This window comes from Roseateles sp. P5_E11 (genome assembly GCF_054049355.1).
The window spans coordinates 1-5,060 of sequence record NZ_JBFUMO010000436.1; the positions used below are offsets into that span (position 1 = coordinate 1).

Annotated in this window: 3 protein-coding genes; 2 read left to right on the plus strand and 1 reads right to left on the minus strand. The window is 63.8% G+C overall.

What is annotated here, in order from left to right; genetic code table 11:
• A partial coding sequence (locus tag ACXJKR_RS23945) for a tryptophan halogenase family protein (protein WP_457324940.1) occupies positions 1-1,074 on the minus strand: 1,074 nt, incomplete at its 3' end.
• Between the two features lie 180 nt (positions 1,075-1,254).
• Here ACXJKR_RS23945 and ACXJKR_RS23950 point away from each other — a divergent pair.
• Both ACXJKR_RS23950 and ACXJKR_RS23955 read left to right on the plus strand, forming a co-directional pair.
• Entirely contained in the window at positions 1,255-2,661 is a 1,407-nt protein-coding gene (locus ACXJKR_RS23950; RefSeq protein ID WP_457324941.1) for a hypothetical protein, read from the plus strand.
• A gap of 100 nt (positions 2,662-2,761) precedes the next feature.
• Positions 2,762-5,060: TonB-dependent receptor plug domain-containing protein (locus tag ACXJKR_RS23955; protein WP_457324942.1), on the plus strand; the 2,299-nt coding region annotated here is incomplete at its 3' end.

Here is a 5,060-nt window from a genome sequence, read left to right on the forward strand (position 1 = left end):
GTCCATGATGAACTGGATGCTGGTGGACTCCAATGGTTCCAGGAATCCAGCGGATAGGCCGATGGCCACCACGTTCTTGGTCCACGCCAGCCTGCGGCGGCCGGTTGTGAAGCGCTGCGGCCTTGGATCGTCCAGCGGCTTGCCGTCCAGGTTCGCCAGCAAGGTCTGCGCTGCCTCATCGTCGCTGAGATGGCTGCTGCAGTAGACCAGCCCGTTGCCGGTGCGGTGCTGCAGCGGGATGCGCCACTGCCAGCCCGCCGAGCGAGCGGTCGAGGTGGTGTAGGGCGTCATCGGGTCGGTGCGTTCGCATGGAACGGCCAACGCCCGGTCGCAAGGCAGCCAGTGGCTCCAGTCCTCGTAAGGTGATTKCATCGCGCCRYCGATSAGCAGCGCGCGGAAGCCCGAGCAGTCGATGAAGAGATCGCCTTCAACGCAGCGGCCATCGCTCAGATGCAGGGCCTCGGCGAAGCCGCTCTGCTCCGAGGTCTTCACGCTGACGATGGTGCCGACTATCCGTTGGGCGCCATGGCGAACCGCATGGTCGCGCAGGTAGCGGCCATAGAGCGCCGCGTCGAAGTGGTAGGCGTAGTCGAATGCATTCGCGGGTGAAGGTTCCCCCGGCTGCGGCGGGGTGAATCGCAGCGCACGCGCCATGACCGTGGCGGTGGACCAGTCCTCGTAGGACTCAATGCCAGGATCCCGCTCGCGCAGGCGCAGCCAGTAAGACCACAGTGGCCTGTTGTGGATGGCCGGACCGAAGCCACCAAAGCCGTGGAAGAAGCGGGCACCCAGCCGCCCCCAGTCCTTGAACTCGATGCCCAGCTTGAAGCTCGCCTGCGTGGCGCGGACGAAGTCAGCCTCATCGATGCCCAGCAACTGGTTGTAGTAGCGAATGGTCGGCAGCGTGGCTTCACCCACGCCCACCGTTCCGATCTGGTCCGACTCGACCAGCAGGACCTCGCAATGGTCAGGGGCGCCCGGCCTGCAGAGCATGCGCGCCAGGGGTGCTGCGGTAATCCACCCCGCGCTGCCGCCGCCGACGATGACCACGCGACGCAGAGACCGACTTCGCATAACAAGAACCTTCCAGCTTTCAAGGATTGGTCAGCGTGGCGTTTCCACTAATGCGCATTGGTCTGACCAGTAAGATGATATCTCGGTATATCTGTATTCCACAATGCGGAGTGGCCGTGAGGTGCGGAGCAACACCTGCGGAGAAACCACTCGGCTCATCAGAGAACGAGGAGACACATCGTGACGAAGAAATGGGTTCCGCACGGGCGCAAGCTGACGCTGTTGGCGRCGTGCGCTTTGTTGACCGCCTGTGGCGGTGGTGGCGAGGGCGGGGGCGCGAACTCGGGGGGGCGCTTTCAGACCATCGATTTCAAATATCCCGGCGGTGCCATGCTGCTGGATGGGCCGGTGGCACTTTCGGCCGTGGCGACCTCCGGTCTGCCAGTGACCTTCGAGTCCACCACGCCGGACATCTGCACCGCTTCGGGCAGCCAGCTGACGCTGGTGAAGGTAGGCGAGTGCCGCGTCGTGGCCAGCCAGAGTGGCGGTGCGAGCAGCGACGGCGTGCAATGGGCCGCCGCCGATAACGTCAGCCAGCTGTTCAAGGTCCTCAAGAAGACCCAGCAGATCACGTTCGCGCCGCCTGACTACGTGCTGAGCGCGAACAGCACTTCCGTCGCTCTGAGCGCGACGTCGCCTTCCGGCCTGCCGATCAGCTTCAAGACCACCACGCCGGCCACTTGCACCATCGAAGGCAGCAACCTCAAGCTGCTGGGCAAGGGCACCTGCGCGGTCACCGCCATGGCGCCGAGCAACGAGAACTGGGCCGAGCAGTCGGTGGATCGTTTCGTTGCCGTCGACCCGCTGCTGATCGCCGACGGCTTCGAGCCCAGCGGCGCGGGGCGCGGTACGTCCACGACCATGAGCACGAAGCAGGGCGGCAATGTGGCTGTCAATCCCTGGGGCAGCCCGTTGAACGCTGGCTGGGAATCATGTGACGGCAACGCAGGTGGCGACTGGTGCTATCGCGATATCTCGGCGGACGGCTCGATGCTGACTTCGGCCTTGCACTATCCGGAGAGCAATTGGACGCCTGGCGGGTGGCAATACGGCTTCAATCGCATTGACATCTTTGCGCCGGGCCTGAGTGGCTTCAACGGTGCGGGCGATACGACCGGCGGCGTGCAGGTGACCACAGAAACGGCCCTGGGCTTCACGCTGGGCATCAACAGCGGGCTCTACGCGGCGAACAGGCCGGTCGTGCTTCATCTGAACCTGGGCAAGCAAAACAACGGCTGCAACGTCGAGTTGAGCACCTTGCTGTGGCCCATGAACGGCCTGACGAGCTACGCCGTCCCGCTGGGCAATTTCGCCGTCACCAACGCCTGTGGCCTTGCCGGAGTGACTGCGGCATCCCTGGATGGCGACATCCGGACCCTGCCCAATCCGGTCACCGCCGATGGGCTGGCCGCATTCCAGGCTGCGATGGCCAAGATTGTTGACGCACGCACTTCGGCGATGACGCTGATGAAGTCGTCCAACGTTGTTCAGGTTCGCTTCCGCCTGATGGATGTGAATGACAGTCAAAAGACCAATGGTGTCTACGCGTCGGATCTGACGATCAAGGGCGCCATCACGATCCAGTAATCGCGGCTGGCGCTTCGCGCCGCCGGTACCCCGATTCAGCACCGCCACGGGCGGCCTGCCGGTTCGGGTGCATCAAATTTGAAGGAAAACGGAGACATCCATGAGCGAACATTTCCGACCCACGGCCATCCACCGTGGCGTCATTCAATTGGCGCTTCTGAGCACCGGCGGCGCCGTGCTGGCACAAACGCAACCGGCGACGGACAAGACCCCGACCACGCTCGAGACCGTGGTGGTCAAGGGACAGCGCGCCGCGCTGCAGAGCGCGCAGAAGATCAAGCAGAACGCCGAGGAGGTGGTCGACTCGGTGGTGGCCGAAGAGGCGGGCAAGCTGCCCGACAAGTCCATCACCGAAGTGCTACAGCGCATCGTCGGCGTGACCGTCGAGCGCCTGCGTTCGACCAACAACGACCCCAAGCACTTCTCCGAAGGAAGCGACGACCGCATCAACGTGCGCGGCCTGTCCTGGGGCTCGTCCACGCTTAATGGCCGCGAGATCTTCTCTGCTGGCTGGCCCGGCCGTGACCTGAGCTGGAGCGCCGTGCCCTCGGAGCTGATGGCAGGCGTGGATGTGTACAAGAATCCGTCGGCGGAGAGGATCGAAGGCGGCGTTGCTGGCCAGGTGGATCTGCGCACCTGGCTGCCGTTCGACTTCAACGGCACGAAGAGGATGGTTTCCTTCGGCGGCAACTACGAGCAGCGGACGAAGAAAGCGTCGCCTGCGCTGTCGGGCCTGTATTCCACGCGATGGGATGCCGACTCGGGCCGTTGGGGTGTGCTGGTCGATCTGGCCTTGAACCACTCGAGCTACGAGTCGCAGAACCTGCAGGTCCAGCCCTATTTCCCGCGTACCGACGTGGTGCCGGGCCAGACGGTGTGGGTGCCTACCGGCGCCAACTGGGGCCAGAACCTCGGCACCAGCGACCGCAAAGGCTTCTACGGCGCCCTGCAGTGGAAGAAGAACGAGATGCAGTCGTCGCTGACGGCTTTCGTGTCGAAGTCGCTGGAGGAGAACACCGGCTCGAACATCTACCCGAGCTTCGGCGACCCCAATTTCAACGCGTCACCGTACAACGTGCTGGTGGAGAGACCGGTGGTCGATGATCGTGGCGTTGTGGTGTCGGGCCACTACAGCTATCCGCTGCGGCTGCCCAGGAATGCCGACGGCACCGTCTCGAATTGGAGCCGTGGCGGCAAGGGTGCGAATCAGTTCGCCGATGGCGGCATCAGCATGGGCACCAGCCGGGCCTTCAACCAGCACCGGACCAGCACCAGCGAACTGGCCTGGAACTTCCAGTGGAACGTCAATGAGCGCTTTGCGCTGCAGAACGACCTGCAGTGGGTGAAGTCCTCCTTCCGCACCCGCGGCGAGGAAGTGCAGACGGCCACCTTCGCGCCGAGCATGGACATCACGACCTCCGGCAGCAACCCGGTGCTGCTCGGCTTCGACGACAAGACGCGCACCTTCCTCGCCGATCCGGCCAACTACTACTGGTTGTCGGTGATGCCCGGACGGCTGAAGGGTGACGCCAACCTCTATGCCTGGAAGGTCGACGGCAAGCTCGTCTTCGACCATGACGTGCTGCGTGACCTGCGGGTCGGCTTCCGCACAACCTACCGCACCTCGGTGCGCGAACAGGCGGTCTATGCCGGCGATACGAGCAGCGTGGGCTGGAAGTCGATCGCTGAGCCCTGGGTCGTACGCCAGACCGGCACGGCCGGCCAGTTGCCCGGCGCGAACGACGACCAGAGTTGGCAGTCGCGTGCCAACTTCGCCTACCTGAGCGATCCCCGTTACGCGGCCGCCGCGCCGGTGGAGGTGTTCAACTACAAGAACTTCGGAGGCAACAACCCGCCGAGTGTTGTGTTCCCGACCTACGGCGGCATCAAGGACTACAACACGTATTCCAAGCTGATCGGCGATGTCCGCTACAACCAATGTCTCGATTCCCAGGCCTGGGCGAGGGCGGAGAACGCGAAGAATCCGACGGGCACGCAGATCAACGTTCCCACCTGCGATGCGTCCACCTACATCTGGGACACGACGCTTCGCTACGGCCTGAATCCGAACATGATCAGCAACGTCTCCGAGCGCACGCATGCCGTCTACGGCACCCTTCGCTTCGGCTTCGACGACTGGAAGGTGCCGGTGGAAGGCAACATCGGCATGCGCGTGGTCTACACAGGTCGCGCCTCGCATGGCTTTACCAACTTCAACCCGACGTACACCGACCGCACGCCGCCCGACGCACCGCGCTTCGATTCGGTCAATGACCCTCTCGATGTGAGCACCAGCCATGTTGACGTGCTGCCCTCGCTGAACCTTAAGTTCAACCTGAGCGGTGACAACAAACTCCTGGGTCGAGTCGGCATGGCCAGGAGCGTGTACCGCCCAGGCT